At 35.8% G+C, this 20,622-nt stretch carries 19 protein-coding genes; 10 read left to right on the top strand and 9 right to left on the bottom strand.

What is annotated here, in order from left to right:
* Positions 1–18: 18 nt before the first annotated feature.
* Positions 19–1,908: a DNA topoisomerase IV subunit B gene (gene parE, locus H3T83_RS09110; protein ID WP_198215587.1), complete on the bottom strand. Its 1,890-nt coding sequence runs from the start codon at positions 1,906–1,908 to the stop codon at positions 19–21.
* Positions 1,909–2,130: 222 nt separating this feature from the next.
* Here parE and H3T83_RS09115 point away from each other — a divergent pair, with 222 nt between their 5' ends.
* The 5 genes from H3T83_RS09115 to ubiA all read left to right on the top strand — a co-directional run bounded on the left by H3T83_RS09115 (position 2,131) and on the right by ubiA (position 7,631).
* The gene (locus H3T83_RS09115) at positions 2,131–4,581 is read left to right on the top strand and encodes a DMSO/selenate family reductase complex A subunit (RefSeq protein ID WP_198215588.1); all 2,451 of its coding nucleotides are present in this window, start codon (positions 2,131–2,133) and stop codon (positions 4,579–4,581) included.
* A 19-nt stretch (positions 4,582–4,600) separates the two neighbouring features.
* Positions 4,601–5,215, top strand: coding sequence for a DMSO/selenate family reductase complex B subunit (locus tag H3T83_RS09120; protein WP_086364079.1), 615 nt, complete (start codon positions 4,601–4,603; stop codon positions 5,213–5,215).
* Position 5,216: 1 nt separating this feature from the next.
* Positions 5,217–6,056, top strand: a complete 840-nt coding sequence (locus H3T83_RS09125) for a DmsC/YnfH family molybdoenzyme membrane anchor subunit (RefSeq protein ID WP_198215589.1) — start codon at positions 5,217–5,219, stop codon at positions 6,054–6,056.
* A gap of 85 nt (positions 6,057–6,141) precedes the next feature.
* Entirely contained in the window at positions 6,142–6,675 is a 534-nt protein-coding gene (locus tag H3T83_RS09130) for a molecular chaperone (protein WP_198215590.1), read from the top strand.
* Between the two features lie 125 nt (positions 6,676–6,800).
* Positions 6,801–7,631, top strand: a complete 831-nt coding sequence (ubiA, locus tag H3T83_RS09135) for a 4-hydroxybenzoate octaprenyltransferase (protein WP_198215591.1) — start codon at positions 6,801–6,803, stop codon at positions 7,629–7,631.
* 326 nt (positions 7,632–7,957) lie between these two features.
* Here the strand turns inward: ubiA and folP are convergent, their stop codons facing one another.
* The 3 genes from folP to rlmE form a co-directional block, all read right to left on the bottom strand.
* Positions 7,958–8,797 carry a dihydropteroate synthase gene (gene folP / locus H3T83_RS09140; RefSeq protein ID WP_198215592.1) on the bottom strand — a complete coding sequence of 280 codons (840 nt, stop codon included), beginning with the start codon at positions 8,795–8,797 and terminating at the stop codon, positions 7,958–7,960.
* Between the two features lie 152 nt (positions 8,798–8,949).
* Entirely contained in the window at positions 8,950–10,830 is a 1,881-nt protein-coding gene (gene ftsH, locus H3T83_RS09145; RefSeq protein ID WP_370528026.1) for an ATP-dependent zinc metalloprotease FtsH, read from the bottom strand.
* Between the two features lie 75 nt (positions 10,831–10,905).
* Entirely contained in the window at positions 10,906–11,532 is a 627-nt protein-coding gene (gene rlmE, locus H3T83_RS09150; RefSeq protein WP_065578175.1) for a 23S rRNA (uridine(2552)-2'-O)-methyltransferase RlmE, read from the bottom strand.
* A gap of 98 nt (positions 11,533–11,630) precedes the next feature.
* On the opposite strand from rlmE, the gene yhbY reads away from it, so the two are divergent.
* On the top strand, positions 11,631–11,924 hold the full coding sequence (yhbY, locus tag H3T83_RS09155; protein ID WP_086320154.1) for a ribosome assembly RNA-binding protein YhbY: 294 nt from the start codon (positions 11,631–11,633) through the stop codon (positions 11,922–11,924).
* A gap of 40 nt (positions 11,925–11,964) precedes the next feature.
* On the opposite strand, the gene greA is transcribed toward yhbY, so the two are convergent.
* Positions 11,965–12,441: a transcription elongation factor GreA gene (greA, locus tag H3T83_RS09160; protein WP_065578173.1), complete on the bottom strand. Its 477-nt coding sequence runs from the start codon at positions 12,439–12,441 to the stop codon at positions 11,965–11,967.
* Between the two features lie 238 nt (positions 12,442–12,679).
* On the opposite strand from greA, the gene H3T83_RS09165 reads away from it, so the two are divergent.
* From H3T83_RS09165 to hslO, 3 genes are read left to right on the top strand one after another with little or no spacing between them, the layout of a single operon-like run.
* Positions 12,680–14,284, top strand: a complete 1,605-nt coding sequence (locus tag H3T83_RS09165; protein ID WP_198215594.1) for a hypothetical protein — start codon at positions 12,680–12,682, stop codon at positions 14,282–14,284.
* Positions 14,285–14,344: 60 nt separating this feature from the next.
* Positions 14,345–14,743 carry a ribosome-associated heat shock protein Hsp15 gene (hslR, locus tag H3T83_RS09170; protein WP_065578171.1) on the top strand — a complete coding sequence of 133 codons (399 nt, stop codon included), beginning with the start codon at positions 14,345–14,347 and terminating at the stop codon, positions 14,741–14,743.
* On the top strand, positions 14,715–15,608 hold the full coding sequence (gene hslO, locus H3T83_RS09175; RefSeq protein ID WP_086361984.1) for an Hsp33 family molecular chaperone HslO: 894 nt from the start codon (positions 14,715–14,717) through the stop codon (positions 15,606–15,608). The genes hslR and hslO overlap by 29 nt, the downstream gene beginning before the upstream one ends.
* Positions 15,609–15,819: 211 nt before the next feature.
* Here hslO and tsaA read toward each other — a convergent pair whose 3' ends face one another.
* The 4 genes from tsaA to metN form a co-directional block, all read right to left on the bottom strand.
* Positions 15,820–16,527 carry a tRNA (N6-threonylcarbamoyladenosine(37)-N6)-methyltransferase TrmO gene (tsaA, locus tag H3T83_RS09180; protein WP_232351147.1) on the bottom strand — a complete coding sequence of 236 codons (708 nt, stop codon included), beginning with the start codon at positions 16,525–16,527 and terminating at the stop codon, positions 15,820–15,822.
* Between the two features lie 87 nt (positions 16,528–16,614).
* Positions 16,615–17,514: a methionine ABC transporter substrate-binding lipoprotein MetQ gene (gene metQ / locus H3T83_RS09185; RefSeq protein WP_086320157.1), complete on the bottom strand. Its 900-nt coding sequence runs from the start codon at positions 17,512–17,514 to the stop codon at positions 16,615–16,617.
* A gap of 14 nt (positions 17,515–17,528) precedes the next feature.
* Positions 17,529–18,188 (bottom strand): methionine ABC transporter permease, encoded by a 660-nt coding sequence (locus H3T83_RS09190; protein ID WP_086320161.1) that lies wholly within the window; start codon positions 18,186–18,188, stop codon positions 17,529–17,531.
* 112 nt (positions 18,189–18,300) lie between these two features.
* On the bottom strand, positions 18,301–19,332 hold the full coding sequence (metN, locus tag H3T83_RS09195; RefSeq protein WP_065650716.1) for a methionine ABC transporter ATP-binding protein MetN: 1,032 nt from the start codon (positions 19,330–19,332) through the stop codon (positions 18,301–18,303).
* A 118-nt stretch (positions 19,333–19,450) separates the two neighbouring features.
* On the opposite strand from metN, the gene gmhB reads away from it, so the two are divergent.
* A complete protein-coding gene (gene gmhB / locus H3T83_RS09200; RefSeq protein ID WP_065614160.1) occupies positions 19,451–19,987 on the top strand; it encodes a D-glycero-beta-D-manno-heptose 1,7-bisphosphate 7-phosphatase in 537 nt (178 codons plus the stop codon).
* Positions 19,988–20,622: the final 635 nt, after the last annotated feature.

Below are 20,622 nucleotides of genomic sequence, written 5' to 3' on the forward strand. Positions count from 1 at the left end.
TCTAAATTATTCTGTATATTAGACATCAAGTTCAACTTGGTCACCTTTTTCTTGTAACCATTCTCGGCGATCTTCGGCACGTTTTTTCGCCAGTAACATATCCATTAATGCCATTGTTTCTTCGGCATTATCTAGTGATAACTGAACTAATCTACGGGTGTTAGGATCCATTGTGGTTTCGCGAAGTTGTAATGGATTCATTTCCCCCAACCCTTTGAAACGTTGAACATTTGGCTTACCTTTTTTACGTTTAAGCTGATCTAAAATCCCTTCTTTTTCTTCTTCATCAAGGGCGTAATGAACTTCTTTGCCTAAATCGATACGATACAGTGGTGGCATGGCGACAAAAATATGTCCATGTTCAACCATGGCTCGAAAGTGACGAACAAATAGTGCGCACAGTAACGTGGCAATATGTAATCCATCTGAGTCAGCATCGGCTAAAATACAGATTTTACCGTAGCGTAATTGATTTAAATCATCACTATCAGGATCAATACCAATAGCTACTGAAATATCATGAATTTCTTGCGATCCTAATACTTCGTCAGATGAGACTTCCCAAGTATTTAATATTTTACCTTTCAACGGCATAATTGCTTGATATTCACGATCACGGGCTTGTTTAGCCGAACCGCCAGCAGAATCACCTTCGACTAAAAATAGTTCAGTGCGACTTAAATCTTGTGATGCACAGTCAGCCAGTTTACCCGGTAAAGCTGGACCACTGGTTAATTTTTTACGGATGACTTTTTTGGATGCTCTTAAGCGTTTTTGAGCACTGGAAATTACCATCTCAGCAAGTAATTCGGCAATTTGTACATTTTGATTCAACCACAGGCTAAATGCATCTTTAACAATAGCTGAAACAAAAGCTGCACTTTGTCTTGATGATAAACGTTCTTTGGTCTGACCGGCAAATTGCGGTTCTTGCATTTTTACTGATAACACATAGGCACAGCGTTCCCAAATATCATCGGCGGTTAATTTTAAACCACGCGGTAATAAATTACGAAACTCACAAAATTCACGCATGGCATCAAGCAATCCTTGACGTAAACCATTGACATGAGTTCCACCTTGCACCGTTGGAATTAAGTTAACGTAACTTTCAGTTAACAGTTCGCCACCTTCTGGTAACCAAAGTAATGCCCATTCAACCGCTTCTGTTTCACCTGTATGGCTACCAGTAAATGGTTGTTCCGGTAATAGTGTGTAACCACTAACTGACTCTATCAGATAATCTTTTAAACCGTCTTGATAACACCAGCGTTGCTCAGTACTGTTAATTTTGTCTTTAAAAATGATTTCCAGTCCCGGGCAAAGTACAGCTTTCGCTTTAAGCAAATGAGTTAGGCGAGGTACTGAGAAGCGCGGTGAATCAAAATATTTTTCATCCGGCCAAAAACGTACTTTTGTACCAGTATTTCGTCGGCCACAGGTGCCAATTACATGTAAATCTTCTACTTTATCACCATTTTCAAAGGCGATTTGGTAAACTTGTCCATCACGGTTTACGGTGACTTCTACGCGTTTGGATAAGGCATTGACAACAGAGATACCCACCCCATGTAAACCGCCAGAAAATTGATAGTTTTTGTTGGAGAACTTACCACCAGCATGTAAGCGACAAAGTAATAGTTCAATAGCCGGTACGCCTTCTTCAGGATGGATATCAACAGGCATACCTCGACCATCATCAATAACCTCAAGTGAATTGTCTTCATAAAGGGTAACTTTCACTTGGCGAGCATGACCAGCAATAGCCTCATCGACACTATTATCAATCACCTCTTGCCCTAAATGATTGGGACGAGCTGTGTCAGTATACATTCCAGGACGATGACGAACAGGATCGAGCCCTTTTAAGACCTCAATATCAACTGCATTATAAGTGGATTGTGACATAACTTTTCTGTTTATTCGATTAAATGGGCTTATTATACCAATCTTTCCTTAAGATGCATGAAATTAAATTTATAATAAAAAACAAAGCCATTTTTTTATTGATAATAATTCTTATTTCATTAATTTATTTTAAGTTAATTTCGATTTTAGTCTTTTTTCTGTTTTATAATCTTAACTATAGTATTATGATAATGACATGCCAAATATAAATAAGCGAATAGGATGAGCAAGTCAGATAATCAGATAACTCGGCGCGATTTTTTACAAAAATCATTGGCAATCGGCAGTGTGGCCGCATTAACCAATGATTTACAATTGCCTTTTGCTTATGCCACACCAGAGGCAGATCTTGCCAAGACCTCGGTACCTAATCCAACGAATCAAGAAAAGATTTTTTATAGTGCATGTTTAGTTAACTGTGGTAGTCGTTGCCCGTTAAAAGTACATGTTAAAAACGATATTATTACTAAAATATCTGCTGAAGATGGGATTAATGATGCGGTCTTTGGTCAACATCAAATCCGTCCTTGTCTGCGTGGACGAGCTGTGCGTTGGCGTACCTATGATCCGGAACGGCTAAAATATCCAATGCTACGAATCGGTAAACGAGGTGAAGGCAAATTTAAACGCATCTCGTGGGACGAAGCTATCGATCTATTAGCAGAAAAACTCAAATATACTATTAATCGCTATGGCAATGAAGCTATTTATTACCAATATGGTACGGGTACGACAGGGGCAAATATCTCAGGTCGTAATGCCTGTAAGCGATTTTTAAGTTGTATCGGTGGTCACCTGAATTATCATGGTGATTATTCAAGTGGACAGATCACTGCTATTCAACCTTTTATATATGGTAATGCTAAAGAGTCGTTGCTAGACCAAATCAAACATTCTGATCTAGTTGTGATGTTTGGACATAATGTTGCTGAAACTAGAATGTCGGGTGGTGGACAGGTTGCTGAGTTATATACTGCATTAGCACAAAGTAAAGCACGGGTAATTATTATTGATCCACGCCGTAGTGAAAGTGTGGTGGGTTTTAATGCTGAGTGGCTGCCGATTATTCCTGGTACTGACGCTGCGTTAGTCGCTGCAATCATTTATGCGTTGCTTGAAGAAGATCGTGTTGATGAGGCGATGCTTAACCAATATTGTGTGGGTTGGAATGCTGATACATTACCTGATAGTGCTCCGCCTTTTAGCGATTACAAATCTTATATTTTGGGACTAGGGCACGACAGAACCGCAAAAACGCCTGAATGGGCAGCTAAAAAAACCGGCATTCCAGTCAAACAAATTCGGCAGTTGGCATTAGATATTGTTAATGCTAAAGCAGCATGGATTTCACAAGGTTGGGGGCCACAGCGCTGGCAAAATGGTGAGCATACTACAAGGGCGATTATGATCCTACCGGTTATCACCGGTCAGTTTGGTAAGCGTGGGACTAACATTGGTACTTGGGGTGGTAGCGTAACTTATCCTGTGCCTGGCTTGAATATGGTTAACCCGGTTAAAACCAGTATTCCTTTCTTTTTATGGACGAAGGCAATTGATGAACCGTTAAGCATGACTGCGAAAAATTCTTATATAAAAGGTAAAGATAAATTAGATGTGGGTATTAAATTTATCTGGAGCTATGCTAGCAATGTTATTGGTAATCAACACGCCGATCTCAATCGGACTCACCAAATTTTACAAGACGAATCGAAATGTGAATTTATTTTAGTTTGGGATACCCATATGACTGCTTCAGCAAAATATGCTGATCTACTGTTACCGGATGTTTCATCTGTAGAGAGTAATGATTTAATCAATAATTCATATGCATCAGGTGCTTATCATTATTTTATTCGTTTGCAACGAGCAATAAAACCACTTTGGGAAAATCGTCCTGCTTATGAGGTTTTGACAGAATTGTCAGCAAAAATGGCAGTTAAAGATAAATTTACTGAAGGTCGGAGTCAAGATGATTGGATTGCTTATAGTTATGAAAAAATGCGTAAGCTCAATCCTAATTTACCGACTTTTGCCGAAACAGATGGAATGGGGATTGTTGATCGTAAATTAGCTGATAGCGATGCACAGATCGGATTAAAAGCTTTTCGCGATGATCCAATAAAAAATCCATTAAATACGCCGTCAGGTAAAATCGAAATTTATTCAGAAGCATTAGCCAAAATTGCCAATGAATGGGAGTTTGATGACGATGATAAACTTTATCCTATACCGGCATATTTACCGGCAATAGAGGGCAGTGAAGACCTGCAAACACAAGCGAAATATCCATTACAATTAATCGGTTTTCATATCAAAGGGCATTGTCATTCAAGTTATAGTAATCTTCCGCAACTGCGAGAAGCGGTAGCTAGTAGTCTCTGGATTAATCCAATGGACGCTGAACAAAGACAGATAAAGCATGGTCAATTGGTTGAAGTTTATAATGACCGCGGTCGACTTTACATTCCAGCTAAAGTGACACCACGGATACTACCGGGAATTATCGCTCTTCCGCAAGGATTATGGGCCAAGACTAATGCTGCTGGCATTGATATTGGTGGTTGCATTAATCGTTTAACCTCCTTACGACCCTCTGTGCTTGCTAAATCTAATCCTCAGCATACCAATTTGGTTGAAATTAAACCAATAGCAGCTATGCCGTCGGCATCTTAATCGGAAGGAGATGGTTTAAATGCAATATGGTTTTTATATTAATTCTACCAAATGTACTGGTTGCAAAACTTGCCAAGTAAGTTGTAAAGATGAAAAAGATAATGCGCTTGGTGTTCATTTCCGCCGTGTTTATGAATATGGCGGTGGTACATGGGCGCAAGTAGATGGATGTTGGCAAAATGATACATTTACCTATTATTTGTCGATCTCTTGTAATCATTGTCAAGAACCAACCTGTGTACAAGGTTGCCCAACTGGTGCTATGCATAAACGCCAAGAAGATGGGTTAGTTGTAGTAAATCAAGATGTATGTATTGGTTGTCGTTATTGTGAAATGCGTTGCCCCTACGGAGCACCACAATATGATCATCAAAAAAAGGTAATGTCTAAATGTGATGGTTGTTATGAACGTGTAGCGCAAGGTTTAAAACCTGTATGTGTTGAGTCTTGTCCTCAACGCGCTTTAGATTTTGATGACATTAATATCTTGCGTCAACGTTATGGTGATGAGTGCGATATTGCTCCGTTACCTAGTTCAGATTTAACCAAACCAAGTATCGTGATAAAGCCACATGCGCAAGCTAAAGCATCGGGTGACTCACTTGGTAAAGTGCTTAATCCAGAGGAGGTTTAGTATGCATGAACTTCCACTGGTATTTTTTACGATATTTGGGCAATTATCCGCAGGAATGATCCTACTTAGTGGTTTGTTTTATCTTGTTTATCGTTCAAAAAATAAATTGGCTATCACTCAAAAAATTAATGCAGTAGCGTTAATTTTCATGGCGATAGGTATGGCGATTGCATCATTTCACTTAGGTCAACCATTACGAGCATTCAATGTGATTTTTGGTATCGGCCGTTCACCAATGAGTAATGAAATTTTTACCTTTGGCTTATTATTTGCTATGACATTTGCTTTTGTCTTGCTTAACTATTTTGTCTTGTATCCAAATAGTACCAAATTACAAATCATCAAACCTCTGTGCCAAAAAATTAACCGTATACCGCGTTTAAACTATTTATTGGCTATGATCTTGGTTATTTTAAGCCTATTTTTTGTTTGGACCATCGTATTAACCTATATGTTAGCAACAATAAAAACGTGGAATAGTTGTTATACCGCGATACAAATGTATACTGCGATGTTGGTATTGGGAGGAATTGCTGTTACTTGGTTAGGAATATATCGAGTAGGTTATTGCGCTTTTTTTATTGGTAGTTTACTGATTCTGCTATTAAAAATGCCTTACTTAAAGCTAATGAGTGAAATTGCTCCAGACTTAACCTCTAATCAATATTGCTGGATAATAGCACAGTGCGCATTATTAATTATTTCTATCACATTGGTTTTATTTGCGATTTTAAGAAAGCAACATCAGACAATGATTTATCTATTGGCTTTTATTGGTGTATTTATCGCAGAAATTTGCGGACGTATTACTTTTTATAATTTGTGGATGATAACCGTTTAATTGTGCGGTAGTTGATGGTAATGGCATAATTAATTGGCTAATCATTATAGGATTGAATAATTTGGATAACCTGACCTCTATCACGTTGGCGAAATTATTAGGCGCTTTTTTTTATTATCCGCCTACCAGTAAACAAGTCACTGGTTTAATTGATGGATTATTACAGCTAGATCAGTTAGCAAAGTGGCCAAACCAACAATTAGTAACAGAACAATGCCAAATCTTGACTACTCAGATACAGCATGCAGAAATAGAATATCAATTCTCACTATTATTTGAAGGGCAAGGCATTATGTCGGCGCCACCATGGGGTTCAGTCTATTTAGATCAAGAAAAACTACTAATGGGTGAATCACAAGAACGCTATCGGGAATTTTTACAGCAGCAAGGGTTGACTCTTGATACGGGTATGAATGAGCCAGAAGATCAGTTTGGATTGATGTTAATGGCATATGCGATACTACTAGAAAAGCAGCAATTTGCTGCTGCACAGCAATTAATGACCGAATACCTTTTAAATTGGTCACCAATGTATTTGGATTGCTTAAAACAAAATCAAGTCAGTCTATTTTATCAAGCATTAGCGATTATTGCTGAACAATATTTGCAAATGGTATAACTCTGATTGTATAGCAAATAAAGCGCTCATTTATTTAAGCCAAAATATGCATTGATAGCTGTTGTTTGCAGCTTTTTAACGAACAGGTATAATCCGCCTATTATGATTCAGGACAATGACAATCTATGTTAGCTTATTTACAACTGATGCGATTAGACAAGCCAATTGGTTGCTTACTACTACTTTGGCCAACATTGTGGGCGATTTGGCTTGCTACATCTACGCCATCTATTCATGTTGTTGTTGTGTTTGTTGTTGGCGTAATCGTGATGCGCTCTGCTGGCTGCGTGGTTAATGATTACGCTGATCGGCATTTTGATGGTAAAGTCGAACGCACTAAGAATCGTCCTCTCGCTCGTGGCGCATTAAGCGAAAAAAATGCCTTATACACTTTATTCGTATTACTGCTGATTGCGCTTGGTTTATTGCTTACTTTGGATAAATTAACTTGGTTAATGGCTGGTTTTGCATTAATCACAGCAATGATTTATCCATTTATGAAACGTTACACACATTTACCCCAAGTGACTTTAGGCATTGCCTTTAGCTGGGGAATTCCGATGGCCTACGCGGCAACAATAGCTCAATTTCCGATAACTTGTTGGTTACTGTGTCTAGCTAATGTATGTTGGACAATAGCTTATGATACCGAATATGCTATGGTTGATCGCGATGACGATCTTAAAATAGGTATCAAGTCCACTGCTATCCTATTTGGTCATTATGACAAGTTTATTATTGGATTGTTGCAACTCATCACCTTAATTTGCCTAGCACTTATCGGCATAAATAATCATTTTCAGCAATTTTACTATATTGGTTTAATCATTGTTTTATTGCTATTTATTTATCAACAATGGTTAATCAAAGACCGTGATAGAAAAAATTGTTTTAAAGCGTTTATGAATAATAATTATATAGGATTGTTTATATTTATAGCGATTTTGGTTAGTTAAAAACACATTTACCATCATTATTTAACTTTCATCGCAGATATTAATCGCTTTAAATGATATATCTTAAATTGTAAAAGTGTAGCTTATTAAAAAAGTAAAATGGTGGTATAGACTCCTCAATATTTTTTACAAGATTATTCTCAATTTTTTAAATTATTGAATTTAATTTACCAGCGCCATTCGGAAGATAAACACTATTGTAATATAGGTAAGGTAGGAATTTACCTACCTTTGAAGTTATTCGATTGCTAGTAATAAAACAGAAATATTATTTGCAAGTTAATGGTATAGACTCCTTAATATTTTTTACATCTATACCGGCTATTTTATAGATTTTGTTCTGCTAATGTGGCTTGCACTATTCGCATGGCATCGAAGGTTTCTTTGACATCATGAACACGGATAATTTGCGCTCCTTTCATTGCTGCAATAACTGCACAAGAAACACTACCTAATACACGTTCTTTAGGGGGAACATTTAGCACTTGTCCGATCATCGATTTTCTTGACATGCCAACCAAAATTGGCAAATTGAAGTGATGGAATCTTTCCAGTGTAGCCAATAGACGATAGTTATGGGCTAACGTTTTACCAAACCCGAAGCCTGGATCAAGGATGATTTTTTCCCGAGCAATGCCAGCAGTTACACATCGTTGGATATGTTCAGCAAAAAATGAATCAACTTCTTGATAGATATCTTGTTGGTAGTGAGGTGCATTTTGCATTGTTTTGGGATCACCTTGCATATGCATAATACATACTGGTAATTCAGTTTGTTGAGCTGCTTGTAATGCCCCTGGTAAAGTTAAAGCCCGAATATCATTAATTAAATGTGCACCAGCTTTGGCGGCTTCTGTGATGACTTCTGGTTTTGATGTATCAACTGAAATCCAAACGTCAAAATAGCGAGCAATTTTTTCCACTAGCGGTATAACTCGATCAAGTTCTTCACTGGTTGAAACATCAGCAGCACCAGGTCGAGTTGATTCTCCGCCAACATCAATAAAGGTTGCCCCAGCTTGAATCATATTATCAACTCGCCGCATAGCATCATCAAGATTGTTGTAATTACCGCCGTCAGAAAAAGAATCTGGCGTCATATTAACAATTCCCATTACTTGAGGAAAAGAGAGATCCATTACGTGATTTTGAAAACGAATTTCCATGATTTTAGGCCTTATTTTATTAATATTTTTAATGCTAATTGCACTGTTGTAATGCTGAAGTATGATTGTTAGTACTGGTTTATTATTTTACAAAATTAATTGCTGTTGGATGATAAAAAACGCGCCGAAGCGCGTTTTAGATTTAGTCGTAATTAATTTTCTGATTGAGGTGGTATGTCTGTTCCCTCATTTGGTATCTCTTTTGTTGCTTGTTCATCACTTTCACTCCAATCTTCTGGAGCAGTAATTGGTCTACGAGCAATCAAATCAGCAACTTGTTTTGCGCCAATGGTTTCGTATTTCATTAATGCATCTTTCATCGCATGAAGTACGTCCATATTTTCAGTTAAAATTTTACGTGCTCGTTCAAAGTTACGATCGATTATTTTTTTAACTTCTTCATCAATAATTCGCGCAGTTTCATCAGAGATATCTTTTGGTCGGCCATAAGACGAATTATCATCCATTTCATAAAATAACGGACCTAAACGATCAGAAAAGCCCCATTGGGTAACCATTGCTCTGGCATATTGAGTGGCAACTTTAATATCGTTTGATGCACCAGTTGAAACTTTATCAACACCATAAATCAGTTCTTCGGCAAGACGTCCACCATATAGTGTGGCGATATCACCTTCTAATTTTTCTCGGCTTTCACTAACTCGATCACCTTCAGGTAAGAAGAATGTTACTCCTAATGCTCGGCCACGCGGGATGATAGTCACTTTATGGATTGGATCATGATCAGGCATTAAATAACCGATAATGGCGTGTCCAGCCTCATGATAAGCGGTTGAGATAAGTTGCTCTTGTGTCATGGTTAACGAACGTCGTTCTGTACCCATGTTGATCTTATCTTTAGCTTCTTCAAATTCGTCCATAGTGACTAAACGCTTGTTACGACGAGCTGCAAATAGTGCGGCCTCATTGACTAGGTTTGCCAATTCTGCACCAGAATAACCTGGGGTACCACGAGCAAGCACCGATAAATTAACATCAGAACCGAGTGGTACTTTTTGCACATGAACAGCTAGAATTTGTTCACGACCTTTCATATCCGGTAAGCCAATTTGTACTTGGCGGTCAAAACGACCAGGACGAAGTAAGGCTGGATCTAGAATATCAACACGGTTGGTTGCAGCAATAATGATAATGCCACTATTAGCTTCGAAACCATCCATTTCAACTAACATTTGGTTAAGAGTTTGTTCGCGTTCGTCATGACCCCCCATTGAGCCGGCACCACGTTTACGACCCACAGCATCGATTTCATCAATAAAGATAATACATGGTGAATGTTTACGGGCTTGTTCAAATAGATCACGGACACGTGAAGCACCGACACCAACAAACATTTCAACAAAGTCTGAACCAGAAATACTAAAGAAAGGTACATTTGCTTCACCAGCGATGGCTTTAGCTAGTAATGTTTTACCAGTACCTGGCGGTCCAACCATTAAAATACCTTTGGGAATACGACCACCAAGTTTTTGATATTTTCCAGGATCTCGTAAAAAATCGACAACTTCGGTAACTTCTTGTTTCGCTTCTTCACTGCCTGCAACATCGCTAAATTTAGTCTTAACTTGGTCAGGTGTTAACATTTTAGCTTTACTTTTACCTACCGACATTGGTCCACCTTTACCACCACCTTGCATCTGGCGCATGATAAAGAACCAGAAACCAAGTAGTAAAATAATCGGGAACCACGAGATTAAAATGTTAACTAATAAGCTTGGTTTTTCGTCTGGGCTGCCATAGACCGCAACATCATTTAGCACCAAGTTATCAACTAACTTTTCATCTAAATAAGGGATATAAGTAACATAATTATTACTCCCTTTGGTGGTAGCAACAATTTCGCGGCCATTAATATGCACTTCTTTCAGTTTGCCACCCGTTACATCCGCATTAAATTTGGTGTAATCGACTTGAGGACCGCTATTGGATATTGAGCTGAATTGACTAAAAACAGCAATCAATACGACGGCGATAACACCCCAGATCAGTAAATTCTTTACCATGTCGTTCAAAAGAAAAACCTCTCATAAAATTAATAGTTACGACTAAAATTAACCAAGTATGGTACTACAAAATTGTACGGCTGGCTACTTCATCCCCATTGCTACAATATATACTTCTCGAGACCGTGCGCGCGAGGCTTCTGGCTTGCGAATTTTGACTGTTTTAAACAGTGATCTTACTGTTTTTAGATACTCTTCAAATCCCTCACCTTGGAATACTTTAACGATGAAACTACCATTTGGAGCAAGAACGTCTTTACACATATCTAATGCTAATTCAACTAAATACATAGCTCTAGGTATATCAACGGCGGGTTGTCCACTCATATTTGGTGCCATGTCGGACATAACAACTTGTACTTTTTCTTCACCAACTCGCTCAAGTAGGGCATTTAATACCGCTTCATCACGAAAATCACCTTGCAAAAAGTCAACGCCAACGATAGGATCCATTGGCAATAAATCACAGGCAATAATTCGCCCTTTATTGCCAATGAGAGATGCAACATATTGTGACCATCCTCCTGGTGCAGCGCCTAAATCCACCACAGTAATTCCTGGTTTAAATAATTTGTCACTTTTTTGTATTTCTTCTAATTTGAACCATGCTCTGGATCTCAGGCCTTTTTTTTGTGCTTGTTGCACAAAACGATCGTTAAAATGTTCATTAAGCCAACGAGTAGAGCTTGCTGAGCGTTTTTTGTTACTCACAGAGAATAAATCCTTAATGTAATGAGGTCACTTCAATTGATTACAAATATATATAAGGGTAGAATAGCAAAATTACAACTTAATGTGATAAAAAATTAATGAATTTATCGAATAAACAAAAACAGTATTTAAAAAGTGAAGCTCATCATTTAAAACCGATAGTGATGATTGGGGCTAATGGATTTACCGAAGGCGTGCTAGCTGAAATTGAAAATGCCTTAAATTTCCATGAGTTAATAAAAATTAAAGTATCCGCTGAAGATCGTGAAACTAAAAAGCTAATTTGTGAAGCAATCATCCGCGAAACAAAAGCTTTAGCTGTACAACAGGTGGGTTCTATTTTTACGATATACAGACCGAGTGAAGAGAAAAAAATTACACTACCAAAATAAAAAATAGGGCTAATCGCCCTATTTTTTTGCAACAGTTTAATTAAATATATTCAACTTTAACAATATCAAATTCAACATCGCCACCAGGTGTTTTAATTTGTACTGTATCACCATCTTCCTTGCCAATAAGTCCACGAGCAATTGGAGAGTTAACTGAAATTAAATTCTGTTTGTAATCCGCTTCATCGTCGCCAACGATTCGGTAAGTTGTTTCTTCATCGGTATCAATATTTACTACTGTGACGGTAGCACCAAAGATAATGCGACCGGTATTTTTAACTTTAGTGATATCGATAATTTGTGCTTGCGACAATTTACCTTCAATTTCTTGAATACGACCTTCACAAAATCCTTGTTGCTCTCTCGCAGCATGATATTCAGCGTTTTCTTTCAAATCACCGTGTGCTCTAGCTTCAGCAATAGCGGCAGTAATTTGAGGTCTTTTTACATTTTTAAGTTCTTCAAGTTCTGCACGTAATAATTCGGCTCCCTTTACTGTCATTGGGATCTGTTTCATTTCGGTTTTTTCCTATATATATAGTAAATAAAAAGAATAACAAATGTTCATCTTAATCAAAAGAGAGGTAAATTATTAATTTGCTTTGTTATTCTAATGTTACAATTGGCTTTAGTTATATATTAACTTCAAAACTGGTTTAACAACAAATCATTTATAGCAAAATCAAGTGCTATTTTAGTCAAAATCGGGTATCGTAATACAATTCAACCCTTCATTATAACTATTTAGCTTATTTATGAGACGATTACGATTTAGTTTAATCATCCTCTTTTCGATTTTCTGGTTGTTAATTGTAGTTGGCTATTTTTTATTACAAACCAATTTTGGTGCCAAAATAGTAAGCCAACAATTATCAAAGCTGGGTGCCTATTCTATTACAATTGGTAAAATAAATCATTCCTTTGCTAATTTTTATGAGTTAAGCGTTGATAATTTATTGGTAAAAAAAGATCAGCAAGAAGTAGCTAATATTGGCAAATTAATCATTGGTTTTGATAAGCAAAATTTGTGGCAGCTTCATCATTTTAACTATATCAATCTCATTGATGCCACGCTAGATGGTTCTCAAATCAGCGAATCGAATTTTACAGCAAATATGTTACGGTTGTATAACACAACCTTAAAATTTTCATTGAATAATGCTCAAGCCCCCTTGTTGTTACAACAAATTAATGGTGGTATAAAACCGTTTGATTTGCCGAGTAAACAACCATATCAATTTGATTTTACTGCCCAGCAAGTATTGTTTAAGCAAAAGGCTGTAGATAATGTGTTATTACAAGGATATTACCGTGATGGTATAACTTCAATTACTAATTTAGGTGGTAATATTGATAATGGTTTTTTTGTTAGCAAATTAAAAATGCTAGCAGATGGTAGTTTGGATATAGCACAATTAAAATTAAATAATATACATTTTAATGCTAATAATGAGACTGATTTAAACAGCTATTTGTCTGAGCTGCCAAAATTCAAATTACAAGAATTTTCGATATTTGATAGTAATATTCAATTACCTAATTTAGTAATAGAAAAGGGTAATATGGAGGTAACTAACATTGGTTATGATAATCAGTGGCAGTTACAGCAAAGTAATTTCATTATTAGTGCTGATAATGTTGTGTGGTTTGATGAAATATTTTCATCATTATTACTGCAACTATCTTGCAAAGATGATGAAGTAGACATTTTAAAAGCGGTCGCAGGGTGGAGTGATGGTAATGTCCATTTAACTGGTAACTGGAAAAACAATGTATTACATTTACAAACATTATTACTAGCCAGTATTAATTATCAGTTACCTGATGACTTAAAACAACGGTTATTACCTAATATATTCAATCAAGTTGATATTGATCAGCTAACTGTTTTGCCAAGTACGTTAATCAGCACTAAGTCTGACTATCCATTTAATCTCACAGATTTTAATGTTTCTGGAACCAATATTAGGTTAGTGGAAGATAAAAAGTTTGGCATATATTCAGGCTCGTTATTTTTTAAAGCTAATGATGCAACAATTAATAAAATTGCGGTTAAATATCCTAATTTATCGGTGAATTTTGATAGTCAGCATCGAGCATTATTAAGTTTTAGCGCATTAATTAATAGTGGTCAGCTTGATGCAACCGCAACGATAAATCCTTTGCAAACCGAGTTTGAATCATTACATATTATTGCTAAAGGGATTACTAGCGAACTGTTAAATCGATGGAAGTTAGTTGAAACTTCGCCTGAATCATCAAATTATCGTGTTGATTTACATGGTGAAATTTCACCATTTAGCCTATCTGGGACATTTTTTACCAATGATAATGAGTATTCAATTCATTCACAACATTGATTTTAATAAAATTATCCTTATATCTGTTTTGAGATTTATTTAGTTTTAAATGAGGAAACGATGTATCTAGTAAGATTAGATAAATGGTTATGGGCGGCTCGGTTTTATAAAACTCGTTCCATCGCTCGCGATATGATTGATGGTGGCAAAGTCCACTATAATGGTCAACGAGCAAAACCAAGCAAAATTGTTGAAGTTGGTGCTATATTAACCCTTAGACAGGGCAATGAACAAAAAACAATTCGTGTCTTAGCTATTAGTGATCAACGTAGGCCGGCTAGAGAAGCAGAATATCTTTACCAAGAGACCTTAGAAAGCATAACCAAACGAGAAAATATTGCTGAGGCTAGAAAACTTAATGCATTAACTATGCCGCATCCTGATCGAAGACCAGATAAAAAAGAGCGGCGAACATTAATTAAATTTAAATATGATAGACAACAAGGCGACAAGAATTAATATGGATACTTTAAATCGGTTTTTATTTGATAATCATTCGGTTCGTGGTGAGATTACTCGACTTGAAAATACCTACCAAGCAATTTTAGAAAACCATACTTATCCTATAGCTGTACAAAATTTATTAGGTGAATTGTTAGTAGCAACCAGTTTATTAACCGCGACTTTAAAATTTGATGGTGATATAGCGGTACAATTACAAGGCGATGGTCCGCTGACATTAGCGGTAGTAAATGGTAACAATGAGCAGCAACTACGTGGCGTTGCACGAGTTAATGGTGAAATTGCAGATAATGCTACTCTTAAAGATATGGTGGGTAACGGCTATATTGTCATTACCATAACACCTAAAAAAGGAGAGCGTTATCAAGGTATTGTTGGTCTTGAAAAGGACACTTTAATTGGTTGTATAGAAAATTACTTTATGCAATCTGAACAACTTCCTACCCGTTTATTTGTCAAGACAGGGGTTCATAATAACAAACCGATGGCAGCAGGTATTTTATTACAAGTATTACCGGCAAATGAAGATATTGAACAATCATTTGAACATCTCTGTGCATTGACGGAGACTATCACTAGCGATGAGTTATTCCAATTGCCAACTGATGAGATATTATATCGTCTTTATAATCAAGAAGAAGTTCGTTTATTTGAGACGCATGATATTGTGTTTAAGTGTGGTTGTTCACGACAACGTTGCGAAGATAGCTTAATGACATTACCAGCTAACGAAGTTGATGATATTCTCAATGAAGATGATGGTAAGATTGATATTCATTGTGATTATTGTGGTAAACATTATCTATTCGATGCTATTGATATAGCAGAGTTAAGAAACAAGAAAAGTAATAATTATCATTGATTTATAAAAGGGCCACTAAAGTTATAAAATTTTAGTGGCAAAGTGAAATATAGGGAATTAAACCCGTAGTTAATTTATCAAAATAATTTCAACTCACCAAATTAATATTATCGGTTTCGCATAACTTTTTTGTAAATTATCTTTACAAATAGATCGATTAATATTCTGCATACGACATCAATAAGTTATTTTTATAAGAGTATCTGTATGATTAACTAATTATGTGAATATTTTCCACAATGGCCTCATGTCCTAATACTTTCCAAGTTATATTGAAATGATATAGGGTAATCGCGTAGTTTTGCTCATGAAGACTTTTTTGTTTATAAGCTGGCCTCGGATCTTGAGAAATGACTTGTTCAATTAGTTCACTTAGTTGTGGATAATTCTGTGTTTGGCTTTGTAAAAATATGTCAGCTTTAGATGAAAATGTTACCTTAAGTTTTTGTGTTGGAAGTTGTTGAGCATAACCAGCTATTGCCTCTGGATGGCTATCACAATAAGGTAAATAGGGTTTTATATCAATTATCGGCGTACCATTTACCAGATCCAATCCACCTAGTTTTAATATCACCTGCTTGTTTTCAACAATAATATCTAGTAATTCAACGACTGAGAGCCCAATATTATTGGGTCTAAATGGTGATCTTGTTGCAAATACACCTAAACTTTTATTGCCACCTAAACGAGGTGGGCGGACGGTTAGTTTTTGTTTGCTAGTATCAATATGATGAAAGTGAAATAATAACCATATATGTGAAAACTGTTCTAATCCCTTAATACTCATGGGATCATTAAATCTATTTAGCAAATGTAGTTCACCTTCAGCTGCTGTTACAAGATTCGGTTGGCGTGGTACAGCAAATTTTTCAGTATAGGGTGAGTAAATGATGCCAATTGGCTCAAATTGCGGTGTCATTATTAAATTATTGTGTAATTGTTTTAAATCAGCTCCCATCGACAATAGTCGATGAGAGTGAGTTGATTATAGTTTGCTAATTTAGGATTACCAACCACGAATTGCGCCACCGTTGAAAATTTCATCGGCTTTTTTAGCTACAGCATCAGTTTGGTATGCTTTAACAAAGTTTTTTACATTTTCATTATCTTTGTCAACCTCACGCGAAACGATGATGTTTACATAAGGTGATTCTTTATCTTCAACAAAAACACCATCTTTACTTGGGGTTAAATTTGCTTGTCCAGCAAAAGCATTATTGATAATAGCTAAATCGATTTGTGAATCATCAAGTGAGCGAGGAAGCATTGGTGCTTCAAGTTCTACAATTTTGTAATTGTATGGGTTACTAGTAATATCAAGTACAGTCGGTAGTAAGCCTTTTGCTTTATCGACAGTAATAAACCCTTCATGTTGTAATAAAAGTAATGCACGGCCTAAATTAGTAGGGTCATTAGGTATAGCAATGGTTGAATTAGCTGGAATAAAAAATGTTTCACCACGAGGAGAAGTTACTTTTACCCCTTCGCCTGTTTCACTGCTATTATCAATCGGTTTTAATTTGTGTGAATAACTTGCAATAGGGTAAACAAAAGAATTACCAACCACAGAGAGTTTATAGCCACGTTCTTTGATTTGTTCGTCTAAATATGGTTTATGTTGAAAAGCATTAATATCAATTAAACCATCATTTAAAGCTTGATTAGGTGTGACATAATCATTGAAAATGACAAGTTCAACATCCAAATTATAAAGGTTTTTCGCTTGTTGTTTAACTACTTCAGCTACTTCTTCTTCAGGACCAGAGATTACACCAACTTTAAGAGTTGTGACTTTAGTTGGGTCTGCTGGTTTGTTGTCAGTTGCAGTTGTTTGTTTGTTATCACAACCGGTTAAGAAGAATGCACTTACCAGTGTGGTTATTAGTGCTAATTTTTTTATAGACATAATTCTCTCCATGATTAATGGTGGGTAACGCGTTTAACAATATTATTGCCAATAAATTGAATCAAGAATACAAATATAACTAATAATATAACAACTGTGTTCATTATAGCAGGCTTATAACTATTATAACCATATTGAAGAGCAAGTTGGCCAAGACCTCCAGCACCTACCGCTCCACTTAAAGCTATGTAACCTGTTAATGTTATTAAAGTTATTGTCATGCTATTAATAATTATCGGTAATGATTCAGGAAGTAAAACTTTATAGATAATTTGTAATTGTGTTGCGCCCATTGAACGAGCAGCTTCAATTAATCCTTTGGAAATATCAAGTAATGCATTTTCAATCATTTTTGCAATTAAAGGGGCTACCCCAATACTTAGTGGAACTAAAGCACCTTGTCTTCCTAAAAAGGTACTTTGTCCCGTAGTAATTTCCATTACTTCCATTGTGAATGGTTTTATCCACACGATTAGTATAATGAAAGGAATGGCGCGAAATATATTTGTAACAAATGAAACTATATTATGAATAATATAGTTCTCAAGAATGTTATCCTTTCGGGTTACATATAAAATTACACCTAATGGCAGTCCAATCAGTATTCCATACAAGCCTGATAAGAAAACCATATAAATGGTGTCATCTGTTGCTTGTGCAATCTTAAACAGCATTGCTTCATTAAAGCCATTAAATGATGAACAAAAAGCAACAATATCTGCCCAGAAACTATGTTGAGCTAAATAATGAAATAGGGATTCAAATGGTTTAAATGATGGAAGAAAATCAGACATAACCTAGCACCTCGACTTTAGTATTATTCTTTTCTAAAAACGCAATTGCCGATGCAGTACTTTTTTGTTTGCCTTTCATTTCTGTCAACATTAAGCCAAATTTAACACCGCCAGCATAGTCCATTTGAGCGCTAATAATATTACTATCAACTTCAAATTCTTTAGCTATTTGAGACAGTAATGGTAAATCAACCGACACTCCTGTGAACTCCATGCGAACCAGCGGATTAAGTCCTTCTTTGTGTTCCGGTGTAAGTCTAGCTAAATAATCATCTGGAATTGTAAGATGCAAAGTTGATTGAATAAATTGTCTTGCAATATCCGTTTTTGCATGTGAAAACATCTCGCCAACTGAAGATTGTTCAACTAACTCACCATTACTAATTACTGCTACTTGGTCACAAATCTGTTTAACTACATCCATCTCGTGAGTGATTAATAAAATGGTTAAGCCTAGTTTCTGGTTGATATCTTTTAATAATTCTAAAATAGAACGGGTTGTCTCTGGGTCAAGAGCACTCGTTGCTTCATCACATAATAATACTTTTGGATCACTGGCTAGTGCTCTAGCAATAGCGACGCGTTGTTTTTGTCCACCAGATAAATTAGCTGGATAAACATTCACTTTTTCACTTAAACCAACAAGATCAATAAGTTCATTTACTTTTTGTTTAATGACCGCTTTAGGGGTTCTGTTGAGTTCAAGAGGAAAGGCGATATTATCAAATACCGTTCTTGAGGAAAGTAAATTGAAATGTTGAAAAATCATGCTAATTTTTCGACGAACTTCAATTAACTTTCGATTAGATAAATGGGTGATATCTTGGTTATCAAAAAATATTTTTCCACTAGTTGGTTTTTCTAACAGATTTACGCAACGTATTAATGTACTTTTACCTGCTCCTGATTTGCCAATCACACCATAAATTTTACCTTCTGGAACATGTAGTGAAATGTCCTTTAAGGCATGAATAATGGTTTTATTTTGCTCAAATGTTTTTGAGATATGTTCTAATTTTATCATGATATATAACAACAAAAATATGAATAGATAAATATTAAGACGTCTAGACATCTAAGTCAATCAATAATATCCTATATAAAGTTAGAAAAGAATCCATATAAAAGGAAGATGATTAAACATGAAACCAGCTATATTTTTAGATCGAGATGGGACAATTAATATAGATTATAATTATGTGCACACTATTGATAAATTTCACTTTATTGATGGTGTGATTGATGCAATGCAAGAATTGAAAAAGATGGGTTTTCTATTAGTTATTACCACTAATCAATCAGGAATTGCTAGAAATAAATTTACTCAAGAGCAGTTTGATACCTTAACTGAATGGATGGATTGGTCACTACAAGATCGTGGTGTTGATTTAGATGGTGTCTATTATTGTCCTCATGATCCACTAGTGGATGAATGTGAATGTCGCAAACCAAGTCCTGGTATGATTCAATCTGCCGCTAAAGAACTCAATATCGATATTGCAAATTCTTATATGGTTGGTGATAGGGTTTCTGACTTGTTATCAGGAAAACGAGCCGGGGTTAAAAAAACAGTATTAGTTAAAACCGGTGATGAAATAACTGAAGAGGCGTTAGCACAAGCAGATTGGTTAATTGATAGTTTAGCTGATTTACCGAAAAAGATTAAAGCAGAATTATGATAGAACTACAGCGGTTAATTTAAATGCTGTATATTTTTAAAGATGGATGATGTGATTGTTAATCAATAAAATAGTACATTAATTTATAATACAACTATATTTGCTATTCTATTTATGATGAGAGAATATCGAAAAGAATAAAAAGTACGACTATATAGCTGAATGTATAAAAGCAAATAGCTATGGCTCTCGGATAGTTATTTTAAAGATAGTTATTTTAAATTTTGTAGTTCGATTTTTCTTTTATTAAAGAATTTAATCGTAGAATAAAGATTGAAAAGGTAAAATTGCTACAAAATGTATCGTTTTAGTTTGTTTTTAGCTCATCTTGTGTAAAAAAAAGACAAACAAAAATAAATTTGCAATAATCACTTGCCAAAAAAAAAGAAGTGCCTATAATGCGCATCCACTGACACGGCGTCAGCGACAAGCAGACAAAGGTCGTGTTAGTGAGTAAGGTCAAAAATTTTAAAAAAAGATCTTGACGAATAAAAAGGTGTAGCGTAGTATACGCAGCCCTTGAGACAGCAAACTGAAACAAGAAATTGTAAAGTAAATTAAAACGCTGTCAGCTCTTTAAAAAGAAGAAACAGACAATCTGTGTGGGCACTTACGAGACGAAAAATTAAAAGTCT

Origin of the sequence: Gilliamella sp. M0320, from assembly GCF_016101635.1 — a bacterium.
Lineage (GTDB): Bacteria > Pseudomonadota > Gammaproteobacteria > Enterobacterales > Orbaceae > Gilliamella > Gilliamella apis.